General features: G+C 69.9%; 22 protein-coding genes and 1 pseudogene. 7 read left to right on the top strand and 16 right to left on the bottom strand.

Features of this window, described 5'->3' with window-relative positions; translation table 11 throughout:
* Both AB0H21_RS35205 and AB0H21_RS35210 read right to left on the bottom strand, forming a co-directional pair.
* Window positions 1-904, bottom strand: a pseudogene (locus AB0H21_RS35205) (hypothetical protein); the annotation flags it as partial.
* Window positions 905-924: 20 nt separating this feature from the next.
* On the bottom strand, window positions 925-2,676 hold the full coding sequence (locus AB0H21_RS35210) for a sigma-70 family RNA polymerase sigma factor (protein ID WP_358525583.1): 1,752 nt from the start codon (window positions 2,674-2,676) through the stop codon (window positions 925-927).
* A gap of 155 nt (window positions 2,677-2,831) precedes the next feature.
* Between AB0H21_RS35210 and AB0H21_RS35215 the strand changes: the two genes are divergently transcribed.
* Complete coding sequence (locus AB0H21_RS35215) at window positions 2,832-3,572, top strand: hypothetical protein (protein ID WP_358525585.1); 741 nt, start codon at window positions 2,832-2,834, stop codon at window positions 3,570-3,572.
* 28 nt (window positions 3,573-3,600) lie between these two features.
* On the opposite strand, the gene AB0H21_RS35220 is transcribed toward AB0H21_RS35215, so the two are convergent.
* Window positions 3,601-4,425 carry a hypothetical protein gene (locus tag AB0H21_RS35220; protein ID WP_358525587.1) on the bottom strand — a complete coding sequence of 275 codons (825 nt, stop codon included), beginning with the start codon at window positions 4,423-4,425 and terminating at the stop codon, window positions 3,601-3,603.
* A complete protein-coding gene (locus tag AB0H21_RS35225) occupies window positions 4,412-4,894 on the bottom strand; it encodes an RNA polymerase sigma factor (RefSeq protein WP_358525589.1) in 483 nt (160 codons plus the stop codon). Before AB0H21_RS35225 ends, AB0H21_RS35220 begins: the two co-directional genes overlap by 14 nt.
* 272 nt (window positions 4,895-5,166) lie before the next feature.
* On the opposite strand from AB0H21_RS35225, the gene AB0H21_RS35230 reads away from it, so the two are divergent.
* The 3 genes from AB0H21_RS35230 (at window position 5,167) to AB0H21_RS35240 (ending at window position 8,249) form a co-directional block, all read left to right on the top strand.
* The gene (locus AB0H21_RS35230; protein ID WP_358525591.1) at window positions 5,167-5,898 is read left to right on the top strand and encodes a class I SAM-dependent methyltransferase; all 732 of its coding nucleotides are present in this window, start codon (window positions 5,167-5,169) and stop codon (window positions 5,896-5,898) included.
* 207 nt (window positions 5,899-6,105) lie between these two features.
* Window positions 6,106-6,825, top strand: a complete 720-nt coding sequence (locus AB0H21_RS35235) for a response regulator transcription factor (protein ID WP_358525593.1) — start codon at window positions 6,106-6,108, stop codon at window positions 6,823-6,825.
* 68 nt (window positions 6,826-6,893) lie between these two features.
* A complete protein-coding gene (locus AB0H21_RS35240) occupies window positions 6,894-8,249 on the top strand; it encodes a HAMP domain-containing sensor histidine kinase (RefSeq protein WP_358525831.1) in 1,356 nt (451 codons plus the stop codon).
* Window positions 8,250-8,261: 12 nt separating this feature from the next.
* Here AB0H21_RS35240 and AB0H21_RS35245 read toward each other — a convergent pair whose 3' ends face one another.
* From AB0H21_RS35245 to AB0H21_RS35275, 7 genes are all read right to left on the bottom strand, one after another.
* Window positions 8,262-9,233, bottom strand: a complete 972-nt coding sequence (locus AB0H21_RS35245; RefSeq protein WP_358525595.1) for an NAD(P)-dependent alcohol dehydrogenase — start codon at window positions 9,231-9,233, stop codon at window positions 8,262-8,264.
* A complete protein-coding gene (locus AB0H21_RS35250; protein WP_358525596.1) occupies window positions 9,230-9,463 on the bottom strand; it encodes a helix-turn-helix transcriptional regulator in 234 nt (77 codons plus the stop codon). The genes AB0H21_RS35245 and AB0H21_RS35250 overlap by 4 nt, the downstream gene beginning before the upstream one ends.
* Entirely contained in the window at window positions 9,457-9,885 is a 429-nt protein-coding gene (locus AB0H21_RS35255; RefSeq protein WP_358525598.1) for a hypothetical protein, read from the bottom strand. Before AB0H21_RS35255 ends, AB0H21_RS35250 begins: the two co-directional genes overlap by 7 nt.
* 42 nt (window positions 9,886-9,927) lie before the next feature.
* A complete protein-coding gene (locus AB0H21_RS35260; protein WP_358525600.1) occupies window positions 9,928-10,059 on the bottom strand; it encodes a hypothetical protein in 132 nt (43 codons plus the stop codon).
* Window positions 10,056-10,415, bottom strand: coding sequence for a lanthionine synthetase LanC family protein (locus AB0H21_RS35265; RefSeq protein WP_358525601.1), 360 nt, complete (start codon window positions 10,413-10,415; stop codon window positions 10,056-10,058). The genes AB0H21_RS35260 and AB0H21_RS35265 overlap by 4 nt, the downstream gene beginning before the upstream one ends.
* Window positions 10,412-11,644 carry a methyltransferase, FxLD system gene (gene fxlM / locus AB0H21_RS35270; RefSeq protein WP_358525604.1) on the bottom strand — a complete coding sequence of 411 codons (1,233 nt, stop codon included), beginning with the start codon at window positions 11,642-11,644 and terminating at the stop codon, window positions 10,412-10,414. Before fxlM ends, AB0H21_RS35265 begins: the two co-directional genes overlap by 4 nt.
* A 553-nt stretch (window positions 11,645-12,197) precedes the next feature.
* The gene (locus AB0H21_RS35275) at window positions 12,198-12,698 is read right to left on the bottom strand and encodes a MarR family transcriptional regulator (protein WP_358525605.1); all 501 of its coding nucleotides are present in this window, start codon (window positions 12,696-12,698) and stop codon (window positions 12,198-12,200) included.
* Between the two features lie 106 nt (window positions 12,699-12,804).
* Between AB0H21_RS35275 and AB0H21_RS35280 the strand changes: the two genes are divergently transcribed.
* Entirely contained in the window at window positions 12,805-13,671 is an 867-nt protein-coding gene (locus tag AB0H21_RS35280) for an LLM class flavin-dependent oxidoreductase (protein ID WP_358525607.1), read from the top strand.
* Window positions 13,672-13,753: 82 nt separating this feature from the next.
* Here AB0H21_RS35280 and AB0H21_RS35285 read toward each other — a convergent pair whose 3' ends face one another.
* The 5 genes from AB0H21_RS35285 to AB0H21_RS35305 form a co-directional block, all read right to left on the bottom strand.
* A complete protein-coding gene (locus AB0H21_RS35285) occupies window positions 13,754-14,899 on the bottom strand; it encodes an acetyl-CoA C-acetyltransferase (RefSeq protein ID WP_358525609.1) in 1,146 nt (381 codons plus the stop codon).
* Window positions 14,900-15,167: 268 nt separating this feature from the next.
* Window positions 15,168-16,151 (bottom strand): class F sortase, encoded by a 984-nt coding sequence (locus AB0H21_RS35290; RefSeq protein ID WP_358525611.1) that lies wholly within the window; start codon window positions 16,149-16,151, stop codon window positions 15,168-15,170.
* A 12-nt stretch (window positions 16,152-16,163) separates the two neighbouring features.
* The gene (locus tag AB0H21_RS35295; protein WP_358525613.1) at window positions 16,164-17,075 is read right to left on the bottom strand and encodes a hypothetical protein; all 912 of its coding nucleotides are present in this window, start codon (window positions 17,073-17,075) and stop codon (window positions 16,164-16,166) included.
* 745 nt (window positions 17,076-17,820) lie between these two features.
* Window positions 17,821-18,138, bottom strand: coding sequence for a DUF397 domain-containing protein (locus tag AB0H21_RS35300; protein WP_358525615.1), 318 nt, complete (start codon window positions 18,136-18,138; stop codon window positions 17,821-17,823).
* Window positions 18,129-18,911 (bottom strand): helix-turn-helix transcriptional regulator, encoded by a 783-nt coding sequence (locus AB0H21_RS35305; protein WP_358525617.1) that lies wholly within the window; start codon window positions 18,909-18,911, stop codon window positions 18,129-18,131. The genes AB0H21_RS35300 and AB0H21_RS35305 overlap by 10 nt, the downstream gene beginning before the upstream one ends.
* A 154-nt stretch (window positions 18,912-19,065) precedes the next feature.
* Between AB0H21_RS35305 and AB0H21_RS35310 the strand changes: the two genes are divergently transcribed.
* Window positions 19,066-19,542 carry an ATP-binding protein gene (locus tag AB0H21_RS35310; protein WP_358525618.1) on the top strand — a complete coding sequence of 159 codons (477 nt, stop codon included), beginning with the start codon at window positions 19,066-19,068 and terminating at the stop codon, window positions 19,540-19,542.
* 128 nt (window positions 19,543-19,670) lie between these two features.
* On the top strand, window positions 19,671-20,357 hold the full coding sequence (locus AB0H21_RS35315) for a class I SAM-dependent methyltransferase (protein ID WP_358525620.1): 687 nt from the start codon (window positions 19,671-19,673) through the stop codon (window positions 20,355-20,357).
* The last annotated feature ends 307 nt before the right edge of the window (window positions 20,358-20,664 follow it).

Below are 20,664 nucleotides of genomic sequence, written 5' to 3' on the forward strand. Positions count from 1 at the left end.
GGGCCAGCTCGCTCTCGATCCACACGCGCATGCCCAGCTTGACGGCCGCGGCGGCGGCCTGGCCGGTCGCGTCGTCCGGAGGCGTCAGCACCTGCCTGTTCGGGGTGGTCTGCTGCTGCCTCGGGGCCGCCGAGGCGGTCGGCTCGGGGTCGGCGGGCGTGGTGGGCTGCGTCTGCTCGGGCTGCTGCCCCTGCGGCTCGGTCTGCTGCCGGTCGACCTGCTGGTTGTTGACCTGCTGGTCCTGGGGGGCCTGCTGGTCCTGCTGATCGACCTGGACGTCCGGCCGACCGGCGTCCGGCGTGGCGAACTGGGGGTTGCCGTCCGGCTGCGCCGTGGGGTCGGCGCTGGGGTCGAGCGGTCCCGCACTCGGGTCGACGCCGGTCTGCGCCGGGCCGGACGCGTTCGGCGCGGGGGTGCCGTTCGCCTCTCCCGACGAGGTGGAGCCGTTGCCGCGGGTGCAGTCGAACTCACCGCCCAGGCAGGCCTTGGCGGGCGGGTTCGTGGGCTTGCCCTCGGTGTCCTTGCACAGATACTTGCCGGCGCTCTGGTCGTACTTGCACAGCACCTGGTCCTTGTCGGCGCAGCCCTGCATGCCGGGGCCCTTGTTGTTCTTGTCCTTGCAGAACAGGACGGGGCCCGGGTACGGGACGGCCTCCTTGAGCCGCTGGCCGTCGTTGAAGTTCCAGTAGTTCAGGACCCTCAGCGCGTCGGTGGGCGTCTCGGCCATCCACGAGCAGTACATGAACTCGGGGGTCCCGCTGCCGAGGATGTCGTCGCACTGGTTGTTCACGCCCTGGGGCTGGGCGGGATCGGCCAGGGCCATGCCCGTGGGGATGCCTATGGTCAGCGTGAACAGCACCGCTATGAGCGCGATGATCCATTCGCGTCTGCGAAGTCGGGGCATTCGCGGTCTCTCCTCGTTAGCTAGCGCACTACGACGCAGGGCTTCACGTACGTGATCTTCACCCCGACGCTGCCGGAGCCTTTGGTGCCTTTGTTGTCTCCGGACCACGAGATCGACAGCGTGGTGGTCTGTTCTCTGCCGCAGGTGTCAGGGTCGTTCGGCGCGGCGATGGTGAACTGGATGGCGTCGCTCTGGCCGTCGGAGATCGTGCCGCTCGACTGCGCCATGCTGAGGTTCTGACCACTCGCCTGCCAGGAGATGGCCCCGTGCTGCGAACGCATGGTGACCGACCCTCCCCGGTCGGTGCTCACGTTGAGCGAGGTCGTCGACGCCGCGACGGACGGCGGGGGCGGAGGAGGCGGCGGCGGGGGCGGAGGAGCGGTGGTCTGCTTCGTCTGCGGCTGCGAGCTCTGCTTCGGGGCCGATGTCGGCTTCTCGGTCGGCTTGGAGGTCTGCTTCGGCGGAGGCGGCGGGTCGTTGGGCGCGTTGTCGTCGTTCCCGGCGGGCGGGTCGGACTGCCGGGGCTTGGCCGTGGGGCTCGCCGACCGCTGGGAGCGGCTCGACGGGGGCGACGCCATCGGCACCGAGGACGTCGGCTGCGCCACGCCGGGTTGGCGGGCAACGCCGGAGGCGGACGGCAGAGCGCTCCTGTGGACGGGCCCGATGGTGCCGCCCGGAGGCGGGGGCGGCGGCGAGTCGACCAGAGGGGGTAACGACTCGCCGGGCTGGACGACGATCGTGTCGCCCGCGGCCTTGACGTCGACCGTCGGTGCGCCGCCGCTGGGGGCGAACACCATCGACCAGATGGCGCCCGCCGAGGCGACCGATACCAGGGTCACGAGGGACACGCGACCCCAGCGGATGCGGCTCTCTGGGTCGTCGGCGTCCGGGTCGGGTTCCCAGAACTCGGGGGCGGCGGGCTTGACGCCGTCGGTCCGCTCGGGCGTGAAGCCCTCCTCGACCGTCAGGGGGGCCTCGGGTGGGGGCGGGTCCTCCAGGGCGTCCGGCTGGACCGGGAAGCCGTCGGGGTGCCAGCTCTCGGTGCGGGTCTCGGCGGCGGTGAAGGACGTGTCCGCGCCGGAGAACAGCCGCTCGTACGGCGCCGGGCTCGCCAGGATGGGCATGCGCGTCATGAGCGCCGTGATCGTGACCCCGGACTTCGCGCCGTCGCACTCCTTGCAGGAGCGGACGTGCCGGGTGATGTGGGCGCGCAGCAGGCGCGTCGGCGACTCGGCCCACGACTTCACCAGGCCCGGCAGCACGGAGCAGCGCGGGGTGGCGCCGCGCGCGTCCATGACGGCGGCCAGCCACTGCTCGGCGTGCTTCCTGCCCAGGCGGGCCGCGGACTCGACCGCGTCGACCGAGATGTCCAGGACTCTGGCGACCTCGTCGGACTTGAGCCCGTGGCGCAGCGTCAGGTCGAGGATCTCGCGTTCGCGGGGTTCGAGGCAGGCGAGCACCTCGACCCCGAGCTCGGGCGATCCCCCGCGGCCCTGACGGGCGTACGAGCCGGTGTGGGCCACGCCGGCGAGCCTCGATTGGCACTCCGCCCTGGCCAGGGCGTACATCCAGGCGCGCAGGCGGGTGGCGTCGTACAGCCGGTCGGTGTGGGCGACAGCCCCGTGAAGGGCTCCCACGGTCGCCGAAAGAGCGTCGTCGTCATCCAGCAGGGACTGGCAGTAGTCGTAGAGATGATCTCCGTATTCACGGCAGAGCCGCTCCAGGGCGGCGGGATCATCCCTCCTCGGCACGGGACTCAGCTCTCCTGACATAGTTGCAAATGATAAATCTGGCGCTAGCAAAGCAGTCAGAAATATACGGGAGGACGCGCCAGCTTCTCATATCACTTTTGTTACATAACAAACTTCTATACTCTGTTGACCGCCCCGCGGTCTTAACCCCCACATGAATGCTCATGTAGCGACCAATGACCGCCCCCCGCACCAGCGACGACGTCCATCCCCGCCCCGGAGACGAGAGCACCGTGCCTGACAACTGGGACGAGCCACCGCGGCGTCGTCCGCCGTACGCCAAAGATTCAGCGGGCGGACGTTCGGGAGACGACCGGTGGCGCACCTGGGACACCTCGCTCGATATGGACGACGACGACGAGGACGAGGAGCCCGTCTGGAGGCGTCTGGGTCAGGACCGGCGCCGCGGCGGCATCGTCATCGGCCTGGTCCTGTTGCTGGCGGCCGGCGCGGGCATCTGGTTCGCGTGGCCGGACTCCTCGGGCGGCCCGAACACCCCCGCCGCGGTACGGTCCTCGGACGGCTTCGCGGGCGGCACGGGCGCCCCGGACGACACCGGCGACGTGCCCGGCGCCCCGAGTGCGTCCCCGACGCGGGTCTCCCTGGGTGTGGAGTCACCGCCACCCCCGCCCGGCGCGGTCGTCACGCCGAAACCTCCCCGCGAGACCCCGGCCCCTCGGCGCACGGCCCTGCCACCGCCGCCGCCCGCGGCGTCCTCCGCGCCGCCCCCTCGCACCACGAGCGCCCCGCGGACGCCGAAGCCCACGAAGAAACCGGCCCCCGAGCCGACGGTCAAGCGTCCCCCGCAGTCCGGCCCGACCGCGCCTCCGCCGCCCCCGATCTCGAGCCGCCCGCCTCCCGGTACCCAGCCCCCGCAGACCGGCCCCACCGAACCTCCGCCGCCCCCGGGCCGGTAGAAACCCAGGAGCCCCGGGGCGGCGGGCGTCAGCGGACGGATTCGGCGAGCCTCCGGGCTTCGGCGACGTCCGCGGCGCCTTCCAGGCGGTAGCCGGTCAGGCCGCGTTGCCAGATCAGGGTGGGCTCGGCGCGGCGGGGCATCACACGTTCCCCGCCGTCCGAGGGCAGGTACGTCACCTGGTGGGGGCTGGAGATCCACCAGCCCTCGGACGTGCCGACCACGACCTGTTCCGGGAACGGGCCGCCGAGGTCCTTGCGCCAGGCGGGCCTGAGCAGGCCGTGGTAGGCGTCCAGCCGGAGCCCGGGCCAGAAGAGGGACACCACCCGGCCGCCGTCGCCGACCCGGACGTCGTCCGGCTCGCCCAGCGCCGTCGGCACCGAGAAGGGGAATTTCACCATCCGGTGGGCCTCGTCCAGGGTGACCCGCCGCTCGCCGGGCAGGGGGCTGGGCACGCCGCTGGGCAGCGGCCCCGGCTGCTCGCCGATGTGCACCTCGATGCCCGCGAAGCGCAGGATGTGCCCCACGGCGGCCTGCCCCTGCGGGGTGAGCCCGGCCAGGACGGCCACGACCACGGCCACGCCCGCGCCGACCCAGCGCCACCGGGGCCGCCGTCGCGATCTCCGGCCCGGCCCGGACGACCCCCGCCGCGTGTCACCGGGAAGCACGTCATCGGGCCGCGCGCCGTCTCGCCGGTCCGCATCGCCGGAAGGCTCCGCCACGCCGGACCCGCCTCTGAGGGCTTCCAGGCGGGCGCGGACGGCGTGGGCCACGTCGGACGGCTGCGGCTCGGGGACGGCGAGCGCCTCGCCGAGTGCGCGGAGTTCGGACTCCAGGTCGTCAGGAGAGTTCATGGCCCACCTCCTTCCGCAGCTTGGCGAGCCCCCGGAACGTCCGGGACTTGACCGTGCCGAGCGGCCACCCGAGGACCTCCGCCGTCTCGGCCTCCGACAGCTGTAGGAAATACCTGCAGACCACCGCCTGGCGTTCCCGTTCGGGCAGGGCCCGTACGGCGTCGAGCAGCCGGGTGCGCCGGTCGCCGGCGATGGCGACGCCCTCGGGGTCGTCGGGCACGCGTGTCTCCGGCTCGACGCCGATCTTCAGGACGAGGTCGGCGCGGCGCCCCCGCGAGCGGGTCAGGTCGTGGGTCTCGTTGGCGACGATCCGCAGCAGCCACGGCTTGAACGCGGCGTCCCGCCGGAAGCCCGACAGGAACCGGAACGCCTTGACGAAGGCCTCCTGGACGGCGTCCTCGGCCTCGTCGCCGGCGCCGAGCAGCGCGGCGGTACGGTGGGCCACCGCACTGTAGCGCGTGACCAGCACCTCGTAGGCGGCGAGATCCCCGGCCAGTGACCGGGTTATCGCCTCATCGTCGTCCGTCGGGGGGCTCCTCGGCTGATCGTTCCGCGAGAAAAGGTAGTTTCCTTCCCCTGCGCGCGCAAAGGATCGGCGTACTCCGTCGTGAACCGTTTCCGCCCGGGCTCCCGGGGAACGGGGAACCCTCGCGGAGCCGGGCCGCTAGACTCGGAGGCCATCCGTGACCGTGGTCCCCGCAGGGGCCGCGGTCTTCGAGTGAGCGAAGCTGGACGGGACGCATGTCTGGGTATGACCGCGTGGTGCAACCGGCGGCCGGCGACGAGGCCTTGGAGAACCACCTCGGTGGCGACGAGGCCAAGAACTACCGGCGGTACGAGTTCGACATGGTCGCCCCGCACGTCGGCAGGTCCATGCTGGAGATCGGCTCGGGCCTCGGCCACTTCGCCGAGCAGTTCCTTCCGCGCCTGGACCGGCTCGTGGTGAGCGACTTCGACCCCTACTGCGTCGAGCAGCTCGAGAAGCGGTTCGACGGGCGCGACGACATCGAGGTGCTGCGGTTCGGCCTGCCGACCGAGATCCCGCTGGCCAAGCCGGTGGACACGGTCGTGATGATGAACGTCCTCGAACACATCGAGGAGGACGCCGAGGCGCTGCGGTCGCTGGCGAAGGTGACCGAGCCGGGCGGGCGCATCATCATCTGGGTGCCCGGCTACATGCAGCTTTATGGGGACTTCGACCGCAAGGTGGGCCACGTCACCCGCTACACCCCCAAGACGCTGGGCCAAACGGTCGCCAAGGCCGGGCTGAAGGCCGAGGTCCTCAAGCCCATCAACTTCCTCGGCGGCATCGCCTGGTGGGCGGCCGTCCGCCGCGGCGGCGTCGGCTACCCGGACCCTCGGCTGGTCAAGATCTACGACCGCACGGTCGTCCCGACGACCCGCTTCATCGAGCGGTTCATCCGCCCGCCGTTCGGCCAGACCGTCTTCTGCGTGGCCCGCGTCCCGCGCTGACGAAGCCTCGCCCGGCCTCTCGGCGATATCACAGGGTTTCCTCGCGCTTCTCCTAGCCCGGTCCTGTGACCTGTCCGCATGAGAATGGCATCGAAGGTGCTCATCACCGGGGCCGTGACGGCCGGTGACGCCGTCTTCGTCCTGGGACGGCCTGACCGCGCAGGGAGTAGCGGCTCCCGAACGCCCCAAGGAGTGACCCGAGCCCGCATGAGCGACCAGTCGAGCAAACCCCGCGTCCTCGTCGTGGACGACGAGCGCAACATCCGTGACCTCGTGGGCATGGCGCTGCGTTTCCACGGGTTCGAGGTGGTGAGCGCCTCGCGCGGGTACGAGGCGCTGGAGCTGGCGACGTCCGGCGCCCCCGATCTTCTGGTGCTGGACGTCATGCTGCCCGATCTGGATGGTTTCGAGCTGTGCCGGCGGCTGCGCGCGGGCGGGGACGACGTCCCGGTCATCTTCCTGACCGCGCGCGACACCCCCGCGGACACCGTGCACGGCCTGACGCTCGGCGGTGACGACTACGTCACCAAGCCGTTCTCGGTGGAGGCGCTGGTGGCGCGGGCGCGGGCCGTGCTGCGGCGCGGGCGACGCGCGTCCGAGGACCACGGGCTGTCCACGGCGGACCAGGCGGTGCTGACCGTGGCCGACCTGGAGCTGGACGAGGCGCGGTGGGAGGTACGGCGCGGCGGCACGCTCGTGGAGCTGTCGCCCACCGAGTTCCGGCTGCTGGCCTTCCTCATGCGCCACCCCGGTCAGGTGCTCACCAAGGCACAGCTTCTGGAGCACGTGTGGGGCTTCGGCACGCAGTCCCAGGTGGTCGAGACCTATATCTCCTACCTGCGCCGCAAGCTGGATCCGCTGGGCCCGTCGCTGATCCACACCCAGCGCGGCGTCGGCTACGCGCTGCGCCCCGCGCAGGACGCCTGAGCCGCGCCCACGCACGTGTACGGACAATTCACCTCGCAGTACCCGATACCAGGCACTATGGCATCGTGATGACGCTCAGAGGACGCCTCCTCGCCGGCCTGCTCTCGGTCACGCTCGTGGGCCTGGTCGTGCTGTCGGTCGTCAGCGTCCTCGTGCTGCGCGGCCACCTGATCGACCGTACGGACGCGTCGCTGGCCGCCGCCGCCAGACTGTCCGCCGACCGGCTCAACCGGGCGAGCGGGGTCGCGCTGGTCAACTCCAGCCCGACGTACGCGGTGGCCGTGCTGAACCTCACGACGAACCGCGTGCGGCTGGTGTCGGGCGACGACAAGGATGCCTCACAGGTCCCCGCGATGCTGGAGGCGCTCGGCGCGGCGAAGCTGCGCGCGCTGGCGGACACCGGCGAGCCCTTCGCACTCAGCGAGCGCTTACGCGCGGCGGCGTCCCGCGTGGCGGCCGGCAACCGGGTGGCCGTCTTCGCGGTCCCCCTGGACGAGGTCACGGACTCGATCAGCCAGCTCGTCGTGACCGAGTTGGCCACCGGGGCCGTGCTGATGGTGCTGCTCGCGCTGCTCGGCAGGTCGCTGATCGGCAAGGGGCTCGCCCCGCTGTCGCGGATGGCGACGACCGCCCGGCTGGTGGCCGAGGGGGGCGACCTGTCGGCCCGCATGCCGGAGGGGAAGTCCGAGGCCGGGCACCTCGGTTCGGTCATCAACGTGATGCTCACCCGCATCCAGGACGCGTTCGCGGCCCGCTGGGCGTCGGAGGAACGGGTCCGCCGGTTCGCCGCCGACGCCTCCCACGAGCTGCGCAACCCGCTGACGACGATCTCCGGGTACGCGGAGCTCTACCGCCAGGGCGCGATCCCCACGGACGAGGTGCGGCAGGTCATGCGCCGGATCGAGGACGAGGCGACGCGCATGGCCCGCCTGGTCTCGGAGCTGCTGGAGCTGGCCCGGCTGGACAAGGGCGCGCCGCTCACCGTGGAGCCGGTCGATCTGACGGGCGTGGCGATGGACGTGGTGGACGATTTCACCGCTTTGAACCCCGAGCGTCCGGTGACGCTGTCGGCGCCGGACAAGCTGGTCGCGGTCGTGGACGAGGCCAGGATGCGGCAGGTGATGGTCAACCTGCTGGCCAACGTCCGCGCCCACACCCCGCCCGGCACGGCGGTGACCGTACGGCTGGAGCCGCCGGTGGTGCTGGAGGTGGGCGACGACGGGCCGGGCATGTTGCCCGAGAACGTCGCCCGCGCGTTCGACCGCTTCCACCACGCCTCGAACGGCGACGGGGATGGCACCGGCCTCGGCCTGGCGATCGTCCAGGCCATCGCGACCGCCCACGGCGGTCAGGCGACCCTGCGTTCCCTGCCCGGGCAGGGAACGGTCGTGCGGGTGGAGATCCCGGACCTCGCGGCCCGCTGACCCTTCCGGGTGTCACACGGTGACGACGAACTTGCCCCGGGCGCGACCGGCCCGCATATCGCGGATGGCGTCGGGGGCCTCGTCCAGGGGATACGTCCGGTCGACGACCGGGGTGACCTTCCCGGACTCGATGAGGCCCGTCAGAACCTGAAGATCCTCGGTGCTCTCGGACGACATCAGCGGGCGCAGGTCGTGCCGGACGAACGGCGACAGCGCGAGGACCTGGAGCTGCCGTTGGGTGCCGCCGAGCCAGCGCCCTCCCCCTTCGCCTCCGGCGACGACGAGCGTCCCCCGGGGCGTGAGCGCGCGCCGCAGGACCGCGAGCGAGCGCAGGCCCGCGATGTCGAGGACGAGATCGAAGCCGCGCGCCCGGGCGGCGAAGTCCTCGCGGGTGTAGTCGATGACGTCGTCGGCGCCGAGCGACCGGACGAGGTCGACCTTCGCCGTGCCGCACACGCCGGTGACCCGCGCGCCGAAGGCCTTGGCGATCTGCACGGCGTACGTCCCGACGCCTCCCCCGGCACCCGTGATCAGCACGTTCTGCCCCGCCTTCACTCGCCCCGCGTCGCGAAGCCCCTTGAGGGCGGTGCAGGCGGACGTGGGTACGGCCGCCGCCTGCTCGAAGGTCAGGTTCGCCGGCTTCGGCGCGAGCCTGTCGGCGCGGCTGAGCGCGTACTCGGCGAAGGAGCCTTCGCAGGTGCCGTACACCTCGTCGCCCGGCCGCAGTCCGGTCACGTTCTTGCCGACCGCCTCCACGACGCCCGCGACGTCGCGCCCGCGGACGCGGAACTTGGGCCTGCGGACGCCGAAGCCCGCCAGGCGAACCGGGTAGGGCAGGCCCGTCATCAGGTGCCACACCCCCTGGTCGACGCCCGCGGCCCGTACCTGGACGAGCACGTCGTCGTCCCCGGCCGCCGGCTTCTCGATGTCCTGCAATTTCAGGACGTCTTCGCTTCCGTACCTGTCCTGCATGATGGCCTTCACGGCCCCTCCCCTTCACTGTCCGGATACTGGAACACCTCGTCGAGCGGCACCTTGAACACGCTGGCGATCTGGAACGCCACCTCCAGCGAGGGCGAGTAGCGACCCTGCTCGATCGCGATGATGGTCTGGCGGGTCACGCCGATGCGGTCCGCCAACTCGGCCTGCGTCATCTCGCCGTGCGCGAACCGCAGGGCCCTGATCGCGTTCGTGACCCTGGTCGGCTTCACCACGGCTGGAAGCCCCAGCGGTACGCGGCGATCTTGGCCACGGACCCGAGGATCGCCGACAGGACGAACGCCAGGTAGATCACATTGGCGATCCAGAACCGGTCCCAGTCGGCCATCGCCATGAGCAGCGCCCCGAGCGCGCCGACGGCGATGAACGACTGGCCGATGTACTCGCCGAACCGGTAGATCTCGCGGTCGCGCTGGTCCTTCTTCCCTGCGTCCCTCGGCGAGGCGGCCGCGGCGGCGATGCGCAGCACGATGTTCGCCAGGATGGCACCCCCGATGCTCCACAGCATCGGCGCCATGTAGGGCACCTCGGCCAGCGGGGTGTGACCCGCCCGTCCCAGGACGATCACGAGGTAGACCGCATAGGCGGCTATCGCGACCAACCCCATGATCCACGCGCTCTTCTCTTCTGATGCCATAGCTCGAATGTAAAGCAACACCGACACCGTGTCTAGTTTTCTTTACATCGCCAGCACAACAGAGCGGGACGGGGTCCGGTGGAGGCCGGGCCTTTGGCGGACGGCCTCGATGGAGACGCCGGCGTTGATGAGCGCGGCCGAGTTGCTCGCGTGCAACGCATCTGCGGAGTTCACGAGAGAAGGAGAACGGCGTCCCATCGCGCGGGGATCGCTGAGGCCTCGGGTAGACCGCCATGATCGGCGAGCGCGAGGGCTATGCCCGCTGCTCCGGTCAGCAGTCCGGGGTCATCGGATGCGGTGCCGTGGTGGAGGTGTCGGACGCCGAAGGCGTGTTGGGGGTCGAACATCGCAGTGACGGCCGAGGCCGCGAGGTCGGCGGTGGCCGGGCGGCCGACCGCTATGGATTGCAGTACACCGGAGTTGCCGTGGCAGAGGGAGGGGCCTTCGGTGTCCCAGCGGTGGGCCGGGCGGCCGGCCAGGGATGTGATTGCCGCGTCGCCGATGGCGGTGGGTGTGGGTCGTCGAGTCAAGCGGGCTCGGTGATGACGAAGACCCTGCTGTGCCGCTTGTCCGCCGTGATCATCGCCCGGAGGTCGGCGCTGCCCTCGGGGTGGATCTCGACCCGTAGCCCGACCCGTGCGTCGCCGACGTGGTCCCATGCCCGGATCCGGTCTGCTACCCGGGCGGCAAGCCGATCCCCGTCGGGCCCGTAGGCGCACGCTCCCAGCTCGACCATCTCCTGACCGCCTTCGCCCGGGGCGGGGCGCCGGATCAGGTAGGAGAATGTGTCGGGGGTGTAGCAGCCCATGCTGCCCCAGGAGTAGAGGGGTTCGACCAGTCCCGCCTCCCGCGCACGGCTGAGCACGATGATTCGGCAGACCTCCGCGGACGCGCCTGCCAGCCAGAAATCCAGGTGCACCAGCGGCTTCCACGGCACCACCGCCCCCGACCAGGCCAGGACCGGCGGCATCGCGAGCGCGGCCCCGAGCGCGGTCACATCGACCGGCCTGCCGTCATCGACGCGGATCCGCACCCCGCTTTCGGGGGGCAACTCCAGGTTCAGCTCCTCAACGGCATCCGGCCCCCGCATCGGCATGAACCCGCATTCCTCGATCGACACGCTTCGCCACACGTCGCCGTCGAGTTCCAACGCCACCGCGCGGGTCACACCGCGCATCCGTAGCGGGACGACCAGACGGCCGCCCGGCGCCAACTGCTCCCGCCACGACGGCGGCACGTCCCACGCCCCCGCGGTCACAATGATCCGGTCATAGGGCGCGTCCTCATGGACTCCGTCGGTGCCGTCGCCGTGCACGACCCGGACATCTTCGTAACCCGCCACCGCCAGGCCGCGCCGGGCGCCGGCCACGATCTCCTCTCCGATGTCGACCGTGGTCACCCGGCCGGACGGACCGGTGAGCTCGGCCAGGCAGGCGGCGTTGTAGCCGGTCCCCGCGCCGATCTCCAGCACCCGATGCCCGGGCCGGACCTCCAGCTGCTCCAGCATCGCCGCGACCACACCGGGCCCGGACGCCGAGCTGATCGCGATGCCGTCCTCATCCCGAAACGTGACCACCGATTCCGGCCCGTAGGCCCGCTCCAGCGACACCTCGGGCACGAACAGATGTCTCGGCACGGCACGCATCGCGGCCTCCACCGACGCTGTCCGTACCCCTCCCCAACCACGCAGCGTGTCCACCATCGCCTCCCGCAGGCCGTCGGCGGAAGGAAGCGTGCTCGGGGCCGTGTCGATTCCCATGCCGCCAGCGTATTGCTCCCGGACGCGGCCAAGCGGAACATCCGACCGGGCCGGATCGGGCGCCCGATAAATCAGTTGCGACCGATCCGTCCGCCCTCGTACCGTCATGGCATGCGCATCTTCACTTACTGATGGCGGCGGCCGGTCCCCTAGACGACCGGTCCGCAGGCACTCGGCTTTCTGATCCCCGTCCGTCCAGACGCGGTGGCTGAGTCAGCTCCGAGCGGCGTGAACATCCCTGCCGCGTCGAGTCATCTGTAAGGAGACGCCCATGCGTGCCCGATCTTTCCCCCAGCCGGTATCCCAGCGCGGCGCCCAGCCGGGCCCTACTCCACAGCCCGGCCGACGCCAGCCCCCGGCCCCGCGGCGCGTTCCGGTGCCGCGCGTGCCCGTACGGCGCGTGCCGCCCCGCCGCCAGCCGAAGGGTCGCTGACCGGCTCAGGACAGGACCACCCCACCCCCGGGGCGGCCCTGTGACGGCGGTGCCCCGCCCTCGCCCTCGAACGCGGCCCCCTACCGCGGTCGGGCGAGGGCGGAGCGCCGCCCTTCTCGTTCATCGGGGTTCGTCCCGGTCCTCGGGTGAGGGCTCGCCGGCCCGGTCGGACAGGTGGGCGAGGACGGTCTCGGCGATCGCCGCGAACTGGTCGAGCTGCTCCGGGGTGAGCAGGTCGACGAAATGCCGTCGTACAGACTCGACGTGGTCGGGCGCGGCGTCCTCGATGGCCCGCACCCCGGCCTTGGTGAGGACGATCATGGCGCCGCGCGCGTCCGTGGCGCATTCCTCACGGGTGACCAGCCCGCGCTGCTCCATGCGGGCGATGTGCCGCGACAGGCGGCTCTTGGACCACAGCATCCGCTCGGCGAGCCGGCTCAGCCGCCAGCGCCGCCCCTCTTTGGACGACAGCGTGGACAGCACGTCGTAGTCGGGCGCGGACAGCTCGGAGTCGCGCAGCAGGTCGCGCGTGACCTCGGCGTCCAGCAGCAGACGCATACGGCGGTAGCCCATCCAGGCCCGTTGCTCGGCGTCGGTCAGCCAGCGCGGCTCGGCGTCCATCCTCCCAGCATAGGGCTTTGGTTGACATGTAACCAATCGGCCGCCTAGCTTTTCGGTTACATGTAAACAAGCGCGGGAGTCTCCGCGCGGACCAGGACGGGAACCGATGAGCACACCACTGTTCGGGCTGAGCGTCAGCCCCTCGGCGGCCCCCGGAGCCGACCCGATCGGGGACGCCCGGCACGCCGAGGACCTCGGCTTCGACTTTGTGTCGACCTCCGACCACCCCTGCGGCACCGCCCCGACCAACGAGGTGTGGACCATGCTGACGTGGATCGCCGCGGCGACCTCCCGCGTCCGCGTCGCCACTCGCGTGCTCGGCGTCCCCTACCGGCCGCCCGCGATGATCGCCAAGATGGCCGAGACGCTGCACCGCCTCTCCGGCGACCGGTTGATCCTCGGCCTCGGCGGCGGCTACTCCGACGAGGAGTTCCGCGCCTTCGGCCTCGGCGTGCCGTCCCCGCGCGAGAAGGTCGATGGCATGGTGGACGCGATCACCATCCTGCACGGCCTGTGGTCGCGCCCCGGCTTCACGTACGCGGGCCCGCGCTACCACGTCGAGGCCGCGGACCTGGAGCCCAAGCCGCGGACCCCGATCCCCATCTGGCTCGGCACGTACGGCCCCCGGGCCCTGGACGCGACGGGACGGCTCGCCGACGGCTGGATCCCCTCACTGGGCTTCGCCCCGCCCGAACAGGCCAAGGCCATGCGCGAGCGCATCGTGAGAGCCGCGGCCGGCGTCGGACGCGATCCGGCCGATGTCACCTGCGTCTACAACGTGTCGTTCCGGATCGGCGGGCCCGCGAGCGACGATCCGGGCGTCGTCGCGGGCCCGGCACAGGAGGTCGCCGAGCGCCTCGCCGGGACGGGCTTCACGTCGTTCAACTTCACGCCCTCCGGCCCGGACCATCGGCGTCAGGCCGAGTTGCTGGCCGAGCAGGTCCTCCCCGCCCTGCGCACCGCGTCCCGGTGACGGACGCGCGGCCTCCGCGCCCCGGGACGACCTCAGCGTGCCCGTGGCCGCCGTGCACGAGAGACGGCCGCCCGCCGCCGGATCAGAGGCGTTCGATGATGGTGACGTTCGCCTGGCCGCCGCCCTCGCACATGGTCTGCAGCCCGTACCGGCCGCCCGTCCGCTCCAGTTCGTGCAGCAGCTTGGTCATCAGGATCGCGCCGGTGCCGCCGAGCGGATGGCCGAGCGCGATGGCGCCGCCGTTCGGGTTCGTCCTGGCCGGGTCGGCGCCGATCTCCTCGAGCCACGCCAGCGGGACCGGCGCGAACGCCTCGTTGATCTCGATGACGTCGATGTCGTCGATCGACAGCCCGGCCCGCTGCAACGCCCGCCGCGTGGCCGGGATCGGCGCGGTCAGCATGTAGACCGGGTCGTCGCCGGTGAGCGCGAGGGTGACGATGCGCGCCCGGGGCGTGAGCCCGTGGTCGCGGACGGCCTGCTCCGAGGCGACCAGCACGGCGCCCGAACCGTCGGAGATCTGCGAGGATGTGGCGGCGGTGATCACACCGCCCTCGCGCAGCGTCTTCAGCCCGGCCATCTTCTCCAGCGTGGTGTCCGCTCGAGGCCCCTCGTCGTCCTCGACCCCGTTGACCGGGACGATCTGCTCCTTGAAGTACCCGTTGGCGACCGCCTTGGCGGCCCGCTGGTGACTCTCGTACGCGTACCGCTCAAGCTCGTCGCGCGTGAAGCCCCACTTCTCGCACATCAGCTCCGCGCCGCGGAACTGCGAGATCTCCTGCTTGCCGTACCGATCGACCCACATGTCCCCGAACGGGAACGGCATGCCCTTCTCCAGCGCGGCGGTGACGGTCGACCCCATGGGGACGATGCTCATCGACTCGACGCCGGCGGCGACCACCAGGTCCTGCGTACCGGACAGGACGCCCTGGGCGGCGAAGTGGATCGACTGCTGGGACGAGCCGCACTGCCGGTCGATGGTGACGCCGGGCACGCTCTCCGGCAGGCCCGCCGAAAGCCACGCGTTGCGGGCGATGTCCATCGTCTGCGGGCCGAACTGCATGACACAGCCCATGATCACGTCGTCCACCGCGGCCGGGTCGATGCCGGTGCGCTCGACCAGGGCCTTCAGCGTCCGCGCGGCCAGGTCGGTGGGGTGAACGGTGGACAGGCCGCCCTTCTTCTTGCCTACCGGGGTACGGACCGCCCCGACGATGTACGCCTCTGCCACAGTGCCCTCCTGGGTTCCGTCCCACCTAGAAACCGAGCATTGTTCGGTACTGTCGAGCGTATAACAGAATAATCCTCCACGACCGCCCGCGCCCGCCCGCTCACGCCCCTCGCGCCTGCTCACGCCCGCGCCCGCTCATACCGCCTCACGCCGCCGGGCCGGAGGATCAGGATGCGCGCGAGGGGGAAGGTGAGGACCTGCCAGAGCATCCAGGCCTTGAGCCCGACAACCGCGGCGATCGGGCTTAATGGGTTTGGGATGGTCGGCGTCAGCGCCCGGTCGCCGTGGACGAACCCAGCGAACGAGCGGACGTCGACGCGGACGCCTTCCTCGTGCTGGTCATCCGCGCGTACACGATCACGTTGTCCACGTAGTGGCCGGTCACGCGGTTGTACGTACCGCCGCACGTGATCAGCCGCAGCTCCGCCGCGTCGGCGTTGCCGTACACCCGGTTCGTCGGGAACGTCTGCTTGTCCGCCTGCTCGATGCCGCCGACGGTGAAGATGGCCACCGTCCCGTCCATCCGCGTGACCTCGATCGTGTCGCCGTACTGCATCTCGTGAAGACGGCTGAACACGGCCGTGCGCGAAGTGGTGTCCTTGTGGCCGAGCATCACCGCCGGCCCGGCCTGGCCCGGCGTCGGCCCGTACCGGTACCAGCCGACCAGGTTGGGGTTGTTGATGGGCGGAGTCTCGATCGCCCCTTGCTTGTCCGTCCCCACCGGCTTGATCGGCGCGTTGATGCCCAGCTTCTTGATGACCAGCCGCTTCGGGCTGGACGGCTGCATCGCCGGCGCGGGCGGCAGCGACGGCACGGGCGGCGGGGCCGAGGGCACGGCCTGCGTCAGCGGCTGACCCAGACCGCCCGGACCGACCGACGGGGCCAGCTCGGCGGGCGGCTGCGCCGGCAACTTCAGCGGTGTACGGCTGTTGGCCAGCCCGTACTCGTCAGGCGCGTTGACCATGAACAGCAGCCCGACCACCACCGTCACCACACCCGCCACGGCGGCGAGGATGAGCACGCCGCGCATGACCTGGCTGCGGTCGCTCCGCCGCTCCGGCTGACCGTGGTGTCCCCACGGGTCCCCCGGCGCGGGCTGGCCAGGGTACTGGTAGTAAACCTGCGGCATGTACGCCGGGCCCTGCACAGGCTGTGGATATCCCGGTACGCCCTGGGCGCCCGCGTCGCCGGGGTAGGCGTGCGGGTACGCACCACTCTCGTCAGGAGTGGGGTATTCGGGAGGCGTCGTCACGCAGGACCCCGATCAGCCCCGGTTCGGACGCCGACGGCGGATCACCAGACCGCCCATCCCGGCCCCGACGACGAGCACCATACCGACGGCGACGAGCACCCGGCCGTCCGGCCCCGCGTCCCCACCACCACCGGTCGCCGCACCACCGGCAGGCTTCTTGGTGACCTGGTCGGTCGGCTTCTTGGTGACGGTCTCGTAGACGGTGTGGGTCGGCTTCGGCGTGGTCGTCGTAGGCGTGGGAGTCGGCGTCGGCGTGTCCGAGGGAGTGGTCGACGGCGTGTTGGAAGCGGACGCGCTGGGAGAAGCCACGACCACGGTCAACGGAAGTGCCGTCGCGCTAGGAGGCACGGCTGGTGACGCGACGGTGCACTCATACGAAGTAGCCGAGGCCCCAGAGCCGACCTTCAAGTTGAAGTCTCCGGGCTTGACCGTAAACGTCCCCACCGCTGTCGGTACCAACGTGGCGGTCATCGTCGGGAGCGGGATGGGGGAGCCAGGAGAAACCGTAGTAAGCGGTGTATAAGTCGTCGTCGGCTTCGGGGTTACCGTCGTGGCGGCCCCAAGCGGAGGACCGCTGGCGAGCAGTTCACCATCGATGACGATTGCCTCGTTGTTCGGAATGGCCGCCGTGGCCGTGAAGCTCGGGGTCGCAGTCGGCTGAGCGATAACCCACGTCAACGTCACCGTCGAACTGGGGGACGGAGTCGTCAGCGGGCCGTCCAGCGATACCTGGAAGTTGTAGGTGGCCGTGGCGGCGCTCGCGCCAGTGCCCGTGCTACAGCTGTACGTGACGGGACTGGGGCCGACAAAGGCGCTGAACGCAGGGCCGGCGCCGAAGACGACCCCTGTACCTAGCACTCCGGCTATTGCTGCTCTGGTGGCGATGCGACGGCGTGCCTGCGACTTCAGCACGTATCTCTCCATTTCAGCGGCGTTGACCGGTTTGCTAGGCGTAACAGGATCCCAGTCTCAGGTCACAGTTCAATAGAGATCCTACGGAGGGTTCGTCCCGCCTCGCTGTGCTTTGACGGGTATTCTCATGCTGTTCTCAGATAACCGCAGGTCACGAGGCCCCAGCACATCAACGTGAATTTGTAAGATCCGCCGACGCCCCAAGAATAATCACCGTGCGTGATCGACGACGTTACTCCTGTGACTGATGATGCCGGATCGGACATAATCGTTCCGTAAGAATCTTCGTCCCGCAATCGGGCGAACATCGTCTTCGCCCCCTCCTCTCCCCGAAAGGGCAGAGATGATGCGAAGACGAACCACCTTGACGCTCCTGGCGGCTTCCGGGCCTGACGGCCGCCACGCTCACCGCCCCGCCCGTGGCCGCCCAGGCACGCTCGACGGCCACCACCTACACCTATGTGAACCTCGGCCGGCTGGGCATCCCACCGCCGGGCAGGCGATCAGCAGCGCGTACGACGTCAACGCGCGGCGCCAAGTCAGCGACGAAACGACACAACGCCGCCACGCCTCAGAACAACACGACAGCGCCGCGCCACAGCAACGGCCTAGCACTGCCCACGGTCACGGAAGCCCGCCAAACCCGGGCACACGTCACCACGAGATAGACGTGGGCCGTAGGCCCTTGAGGAAGGGGCCTGCACGACGGAGCTAGCGGGTGGAGAGCCACGCCCGCCCGCTATGTCGCCCTGACCTTCTACCTGCCGCCGAAGTCGTCGGCCTTGAGGCCGTGGACGAACGCGCCCCACTCGGCCCGGTCGAAGATCAGCTTCGGCCCGTCCGGGTTCTTGGAGTCGCGAACCGCCACACGATCGAGAGCCGAAACCTCGACGCAGTCCCCACCGTTGTTGCCACTGTGGCTGGACTTGTGCCACATCTCGGCGACCTCTACACAGTTTCCACCGTTGTTTCCACTGTGACTTGACCTACGCCACAGCTCCGCGATCTCCACGCAGTTACCACCGTTGCTGCCTGTGTAACTTGACTTACGCCACTGCGCCTTACTCAAGTCCATCGTTCCTCTGCTGTTCTCTTGATTAGCTCTACTGACATGCCTAGTGGCAGAGCATCTATGCGTATGGCCTCGAACAGTTCCAGAGCGGCTCTCACGTCATCTTGATCAGAAGTAGTCAGACCACGAATAGCCGTTTCTAGATACGCTACCTCGCCACCGCCGTCCATAGTGGCGATGACGAACCCCGCCAGAAGACCAGCGCGAACACAACCTTGGGGAACCACCTGCACGCTGACCTCCGGCCCTGCAATCTCCGCAAGATGTTCGAGCTGCTGACGCATGACATCCGCGCTACCGACCAGTCGATGGAGCACCAATTCATCGATGACCGCTCGGAGCCTAGGCGGTTTCGGGTCGCTACGCGTGAGAATCGCTTGACGCTCCAGGCGAGACACAACACTTTCCTCGCTGTCGCTGAGGAGCGCCCGAGCATAAGGCTCTGTCTGGAGCAGACCTGGGATAACCAGGGGCTCGTACGTCCGCAGAGTGACGGCGACCTGCTCCTTGTCCCTCCACTTGCCGAACCAGGCCGGAAGAGCCTGCGCGCGTCTCCAGTCGAGGAGGCGGTGGAGGGCTCCGCCGGTGCTGAGGGTGGTGTCGCAGGCCTGGGCGAACTCGGGGCTGGCCGGTAGCTGGCCGGTCTCTATGCCGCTGATCAGGGATTCGCTGAAGTGGATCTTCTGGGCGAGCTGCGCCTGGGTGAGCCCGGCCACCTGCCGGTAGTGACGAAGCTCCCTGCCCCAGATGGCCTGAGGTGTGTACTTGTCCGCCATCGTGCCCCCGTTCGCCGGAGTTCAAGGAACCGATCCTGACGTTCAACGCCATGAACTAGTAATCGTTCACCTACGGAGAGTAGCCCTCACCCGGCACTCTTGGCATGCGAATTCCACACAGCTAGTCAAGATCAGAGGGGCGATGACGATTCAGATGGCAGCGGCCGACCACCGCATCGGACAGGACGGCGACATAGCTCTCCTGGGGCAGAAGTGGATACCGGAAGACGAGAAATGCATCGCCTCGGCCCGCCGCTTCGTCCGGGACATCGCCCTCGACTGGAGCGCGGCCGACGACGTACCGGACGTCGCCGAACTGCTCACTTCGGAAATCGCCACGAACGCGCTCGTCCACGGGGCACTGAATGTCCCCGGACGCGGCTCCGTGCGAATCTCCGTCGGCCGCGACGGGCCATTGATGACGGTGGACGTGTACGACTCCTGTATCGCCGTCCCGCACATGAGAACGGCCGACTCGATGGAAACGTCCGGCAGAGGTCTCGCCATCGTGGAGACCCTGGCCTGCAAATGGGGCTGGAATCTGCACCGCCAGGGAAAATCGGTCTGGTTCCAGCTCGCCGCGTGGCCTCCGACCAGCCGTCCGGCCGGGAACCTGAAACTCCTGGTGTAATGACGTCCAGGCGTACTCCGGCCTTCTATCCTTCATGCCGGCCGACCCGGCTTCGGCGGCCGTGTGAGTCGTCCCACGACAAGACACGAACACGCCATTCCGGACTTCTCGCCATGCAGGATGTGGGCATGACCTCACAAAGGATGGCTCACGGGACCGGACCAGGATCGCTCACCCCCGACGGCTGCTCGGTCGACTACTACGCCACGCTCAAGCCCAGAGGCGAGCCGGAGCGTATCCACGCGGCGATCCCGGAGGGCGCGTCCATCCTGGAACTCGGCGCGGGCGCGGGCCGGATCACCCACAGCCTCGTCGCTCTCGGGCACGAGGTGGTCGCCGTGGACGAATCGCCTGAGATGCTCGCGCACATCCAGGGCGCCGAGACGGTCCGCTCCCCCATCGAGTCCCTCGCGCTCGACCGGACGTTCGACGTCGTCCTGCTCATGTCTTTCGTCATCGAGACGGCCGACGACGAGCTGCGCCGGGGCTTCATGCACACCTGCCGTCGGCACGTCGCCCCCGACGGCTGCGTGATCTTCCAGCGCCAGCCGCCCGAGTGGTACGACACGGTCCAGGAGGCCGAGCGGGTCACCGAGGAGGGCAACTACATCCGCATGACGAACATCAGCCGCCCCGGCCCCGGACTGCTGCTCGCCACCACGGAGTACAACCTCGGCGACCGGAGGTGGACGCAGACCTTCCTCAGCAAGCGCCAGGACGACGACTACTTCGAGGCCCAGCTCAATAAGGCGGGCCTGACGATGGCCGGCTTCGTCGACGGCGACCGCGGCTGGGTCCGCGCCGTCCCGCGCTGACTTCGTTCAATACGCGGCCCCGAGACGCGATCGTGATCAGCGACCATGTGGCGGAAGGTCGCGGTAGCCCTCCTAGCGGCCGGTCAGCCTCGGCTAGAGGCGGAGAGGGTCGCGTACGCCGATCTTGGGATCTTCGCCCTGGTAGGGGTGGATTGGCGGAGGGCTTGACCGTGACGGCGACCGGCACGGGCGGAGTGGCCGTGGGCGCGGCCACCGCCACCGCTGCTGCCGGAAATGCCATGGTTGCCAGGCATGCCATCGCCACCACGGTTACCGTCGCTGCCACGGCTGCTGCCGCCTGCCGGCG

It is taken from the genome of Sphaerisporangium sp. NPDC051011 (assembly GCF_040653595.1).
In the GTDB taxonomy this organism is placed as follows: domain Bacteria; phylum Actinomycetota; class Actinomycetes; order Streptosporangiales; family Streptosporangiaceae; genus Sphaerisporangium.

What these genes read in the sequence shown, in the direction of transcription:
- AB0H21_RS35210 (WP_358525583.1), bottom strand. Translation starts at nt 2,676, where the DNA reads ATGTCAGGAGAGCTGAGTCCCGTGCCGAGGAGGGATGATCCCGCCGCC.
- AB0H21_RS35215 (WP_358525585.1), top strand. Translation starts at nt 2,832, where the DNA reads ATGACCGCCCCCCGCACCAGCGACGACGTCCATCCCCGCCCCGGAGAC.
- AB0H21_RS35220 (WP_358525587.1), bottom strand. Translation starts at nt 4,425, where the DNA reads ATGAACTCTCCTGACGACCTGGAGTCCGAACTCCGCGCACTCGGCGAG.
- AB0H21_RS35230 (WP_358525591.1), top strand. Translation starts at nt 5,167, where the DNA reads ATGTCTGGGTATGACCGCGTGGTGCAACCGGCGGCCGGCGACGAGGCC.
- AB0H21_RS35235 (WP_358525593.1), top strand. Translation starts at nt 6,106, where the DNA reads ATGAGCGACCAGTCGAGCAAACCCCGCGTCCTCGTCGTGGACGACGAG.
- AB0H21_RS35240 (WP_358525831.1), top strand. Translation starts at nt 6,894, where the DNA reads ATGACGCTCAGAGGACGCCTCCTCGCCGGCCTGCTCTCGGTCACGCTC.
- AB0H21_RS35255 (WP_358525598.1), bottom strand. Translation starts at nt 9,885, where the DNA reads ATGGCATCAGAAGAGAAGAGCGCGTGGATCATGGGGTTGGTCGCGATA.
- fxlM (WP_358525604.1), bottom strand. Translation starts at nt 11,644, where the DNA reads ATGGGAATCGACACGGCCCCGAGCACGCTTCCTTCCGCCGACGGCCTG.
- AB0H21_RS35275 (WP_358525605.1), bottom strand. Translation starts at nt 12,698, where the DNA reads ATGGACGCCGAGCCGCGCTGGCTGACCGACGCCGAGCAACGGGCCTGG.
- AB0H21_RS35280 (WP_358525607.1), top strand. Translation starts at nt 12,805, where the DNA reads ATGAGCACACCACTGTTCGGGCTGAGCGTCAGCCCCTCGGCGGCCCCC.
- AB0H21_RS35295 (WP_358525613.1), bottom strand. Translation starts at nt 17,075, where the DNA reads ATGGAGAGATACGTGCTGAAGTCGCAGGCACGCCGTCGCATCGCCACC.
- AB0H21_RS35300 (WP_358525615.1), bottom strand. Translation starts at nt 18,138, where the DNA reads ATGGACTTGAGTAAGGCGCAGTGGCGTAAGTCAAGTTACACAGGCAGC.
- AB0H21_RS35305 (WP_358525617.1), bottom strand. Translation starts at nt 18,911, where the DNA reads ATGGCGGACAAGTACACACCTCAGGCCATCTGGGGCAGGGAGCTTCGT.
- AB0H21_RS35310 (WP_358525618.1), top strand. Translation starts at nt 19,066, where the DNA reads ATGGCAGCGGCCGACCACCGCATCGGACAGGACGGCGACATAGCTCTC.
- AB0H21_RS35315 (WP_358525620.1), top strand. Translation starts at nt 19,671, where the DNA reads ATGACCTCACAAAGGATGGCTCACGGGACCGGACCAGGATCGCTCACC.